This is a genomic window from Silvanigrella sp., from assembly GCF_044369315.1.
In the GTDB taxonomy this organism is placed as follows: domain Bacteria; phylum Bdellovibrionota_B; class Oligoflexia; order Silvanigrellales; family Silvanigrellaceae; genus Silvanigrella.
The window spans coordinates 1-3,133 of sequence record NZ_JBIPMD010000315.1; the positions used below are offsets into that span (position 1 = coordinate 1).

A 3,133-nucleotide genomic window follows, 5' to 3' on the forward strand; every position below is an offset into this window, starting at 1 on the left:
TCATTTAATTTTCCTATCACAACAGAAACAGGGGTTGTTCTTCCTTCAAATAAAGTTTTAGCTGAGTGTGAAAATTTTTTATAATCTCTTATCAATTGATTTTCTTCAATTTGAAGCTTTGATATTGCTGACGAAGTATATTTTCTTCTAATATTTAAATCTTTAATAATTCTATCATTGTCATATAAGTGCATTGAATTGCGCCAAGGTGAAGTCATGTAGGTATCCATTAATTCACTTCTTATATTCAATAACTGAGATAAAATATCTTCTTCAAATTCAACTAATTTTTTTTCAGCTAAATTGTCATTAATATTAAAACTTAAATTTAATTCTAAAATAGTATGAGCTTCAGATATGGCGCAAGAGGCTTCATGAAAAAGACCATACCAATTTGCAGCACTTTTAAAATCGAAAGGAATTTCTGTCGAAAGCCTTGCTAATAAATGACGTACATCATTTTTATCTAAAGGGTTAAATTTCTCATCAATAAAAATTCTTTTTTTTCTTTCTGGAAGCGTATAAAGCTGAGACATTGTCACCTTTCATAAAAGTCAGCAAATTGTCATTAACAAAACAAGCTATTTTTCTTGTAATTAAGCAATTTGTAAACCTTTCCGATTATTAAAGCAGGCGGAAAGGGGTTTAAATGCAACTGCGTTTAATAACATACACAAAAAAGATGAGAGTAGAAAGATTTGTCTTTTTAGCTCTTTTAAGTCTTTTGCTAAATGGATGCAGCACCCCACCCGTTGTTCGCGGACCACCTCCAAGTCCTGTTAATTTACCTTTCTTGAGATTAGAACAGGCGGGGGAGTGTTACTTTATAGATGATTTTTTACCTACACCAGACTCATTGGTAAGCGGAAAAACCTCAAATTTATTTTTGCGGTATTACACTTACTGGAATGCAAGATACAAATACTGGTCCGACGTAGGAGTTATGCTTGCATTTTATAGCAGAGATATGAGGTGCTGGGCTTTATTTGAAGAATATGCATTACCTAAAATTGATAATTAATTGATAATTTTTCAATTAAAAGAGGAGACTTATTTTTAATATTGGATAATACTCTTGGAAAATAATATGGCTAAGCTGTTTGTTGCAGACTCTTCACAAAAATCAATTGAAAACTTAAACCATTTTCTAGTTGCAGATGGACATGAAGCCTATTTTTTTGATAATTCTAAAGCTCTTAGCGATATTTTAAAAGAATATAAATTTGATATTATTATTGTAGATCAAAATTATAAAGGAATGCCTTGTGTAGATATTGTAAATTCATTTTTAAAGAATCCTAGTCACTCAAATACACATGTAATCATGACAACATCATCTCCTAATAAAGAAGACTTAAATAAATTCAGCTCACTCGGAATTAACCATATTTTTGTTAAACCATATCGTTATAAATTATTATCTGAAAAAATTAAATATGCTATTAATCCAAATAAAGGTGACCATGGCGCTTTTGAGCCCGAAATTTTAAAAATATTTCTCGAGTCTACAATTCATATCTTTGATTCCATTGGAAATATAGCAATTGCTGCAGGAAGACCGTTTCTTAAAACGGGGAACGATAGCCTTAGTGAAATAAGTGCTGTAATTGGTCTTTCTAGCCCACAAATCAAAGGTTCAATGTCTATTAACTTAACAAAAAAACTATTAGCTTCTTTTCTATATAAAATGCTCGGCCCAAACGCAATTGCAGATAATCTTGGAATCTCTGATATGTGCGGAGAACTTTGTAACCAAATTATGGGTAGAGCCAAACAGCAGTTTTTAAAGAAAAAAGGGATGAGTTTCGAAATCGCAGTTCCTTCTGTATTATCTGACCCTTATCATATTTTAGATTATAAAAGCTCTTCACCCGTTTTGGTTATTCCATTTTTGTATGAAAAAGTAGCTTGCGTTTTTGTTGAATTTTGTCTTGAAATCAACGACAATTACGAACCTGTTGAGCCAGAAAAACTTCAAGTAATGATTGAAGAAGGTGAGCTTATACTATTTTAAGATCTTTATGAAGTTGGTAAAAAAAATGGAATCCATGTTTATAAACCGTGTAAAAAAAAATTATTTATTTCTAAAAAAATGGAGCAAAAGAGAGAATATTACTGCTTTTAGAATTTATGATAAAGATATTCCTCAATATCCTTTTGCAGTTGATTTTTATTCGGGTGCTATTGTTTTATATCAATATGAAAGATCTAAAAATAATTCGGAACTATCAAATGAGTATGAAATAGCGGATCAATTACAACTTGAAGAAGTAATTTCAGATTTAAAGGTGTTTTTTGCCTTAAATGATAATGATTTCTTTTTAAAGGTACGAAAAAAACAAAAAGGATTATCACAATATGAAAGAGAAAATGAAAAAGGAGTTACCAGAGTAGTAAATGAAGGAGAAATGAAGTTTTTAGTTAATTTATCTGACTATTTAGACTGCGGTTTATTTTTAGATCATAGAAAAACCAGACAAATTGTAAAAAAACTTTCTTTTGATAAAAATGTTTTAAACTTATTTGCCTATACCGGCTCCGTTAGCATTGCCGCTGCATTAGGAAATGCAAAAAGTGTGACTACGGTTGATATGAGCAATACCTACTTAAAATGGGCGGAATCAAACTTCAAATTAAACGAAATCTCAATTAGCAATAACGAATTTATTAGAGCAAATATAGTTGAATGGCTTGCTAATTTAAATATGAATTTGAAAAAATTTGAGCTTATTTTTGTCGATCCTCCTTCTTTTTCAAACTCTAAAAAAATGAGTGAAAGTTTTGATATCCAACGTGATTATATTTCTCTTCTAAAAAATTGTGAAAAAATTCTTTCCGATAAAGGAACAATTATTTTTTCTAATAATTTAAGATCATTTAAATTTGATAATGATGAGTTTTCAAAAAATTTTAATATTGAAAATATTACTAAAAAAACATTACCTCAAGATTTTCGAAATGAGAAAATACATCAAGCTTGGTTATTAAATAAAAAATAATTTAATTTGAGCAAGTTAATGTTGAAGCATCTCCTCCAGGTGTCCTCCCAATAAGTGATTTTTACAAAGCATAAATCCAGAATTAAATCTCCTTTTGAGGAGGAGATTTAAATGGAGATGGAAAATAGACTTTT

4 protein-coding genes are annotated in these 3,133 nt (G+C 29.7%); 3 read left to right on the top strand and 1 reads right to left on the bottom strand.

What is annotated here, in order from left to right:
- Positions 1–536 (bottom strand): hypothetical protein (locus ACIQ56_RS16090; RefSeq protein ID WP_397602055.1); only part of this gene is annotated, 536 nt, incomplete at its 3' end.
- Positions 537–649: 113 nt separating this feature from the next.
- Between ACIQ56_RS16090 and ACIQ56_RS16095 the strand changes: the two genes are divergently transcribed.
- From ACIQ56_RS16095 to ACIQ56_RS16105, 3 genes are all read left to right on the top strand, one after another.
- Complete coding sequence (locus ACIQ56_RS16095) at positions 650–1,021, top strand: hypothetical protein (RefSeq protein ID WP_397602056.1); 372 nt, start codon at positions 650–652, stop codon at positions 1,019–1,021.
- Positions 1,022–1,087: 66 nt separating this feature from the next.
- Positions 1,088–2,014, top strand: coding sequence for a chemotaxis protein CheX (locus ACIQ56_RS16100; RefSeq protein ID WP_397602057.1), 927 nt, complete (start codon positions 1,088–1,090; stop codon positions 2,012–2,014).
- Between the two features lie 25 nt (positions 2,015–2,039).
- Positions 2,040–2,999, top strand: coding sequence for a class I SAM-dependent methyltransferase (locus ACIQ56_RS16105; protein WP_397602058.1), 960 nt, complete (start codon positions 2,040–2,042; stop codon positions 2,997–2,999).
- The last annotated feature ends 134 nt before the right edge of the window (positions 3,000–3,133 follow it).